The 564-nt window shown below is 50.5% G+C and carries 1 rRNA gene; it reads left to right on the forward strand.

Annotated features, from left to right (window positions below):
- Nucleotides 1-93: 93 nt before the first annotated feature.
- Nucleotides 94-564: ribosomal RNA gene (locus tag FOY53_RS22800) — 16S ribosomal RNA — on the forward strand; the annotation flags it as partial.

Below are 564 nucleotides of genomic sequence, written 5' to 3' on the forward strand. Positions count from 1 at the left end.
CTTGGGTAGAGACAAGAGAAGTGAAACCGTCAAATTCTATACTACCGGATACAAGGCGTTCTGAGACAGAGAAACAAAAGAAACAGAATATTTAGTATGAAGAGTTTGATCCTGGCTCAGGATGAACGCTAGCTACAGGCTTAACACATGCAAGTCGAGGGGCAGCATTCTGAAAGCTTGCTTTCAGAGATGGCGACCGGCGCACGGGTGAGTAACGCGTATCCAACCTTCCCCATAGTAGAGGATAGCCCGGCGAAAGTCGGATTAATGCTCTATGTTCTTCTTTGATGGCATCTGACGAGAAGCAAAGGTTCACCGCTATAGGATGGGGATGCGTCTGATTAGGTAGTCGGCGGGGTAACGGCCCACCGAGCCATCGATCAGTAGGGGTTCTGAGAGGAAGGTCCCCCACATTGGTACTGAGACACGGTCCAGACTCCTACGGGAGGCAGCAGTGAGGAATATTGGTCAATGGCCGAGAGGCTGAACCAGCCAAGTAGCGTGCAGGATGACGGCCCTATGGGTTGTAAACTGCTTTTATAGGGGAATAAAGTGAGGTACGTG

This window comes from Puniceibacterium confluentis (assembly GCF_007923445.1).
GTDB lineage: Bacteria > Pseudomonadota > Alphaproteobacteria > Rhodobacterales > Rhodobacteraceae > Puniceibacterium > Puniceibacterium confluentis.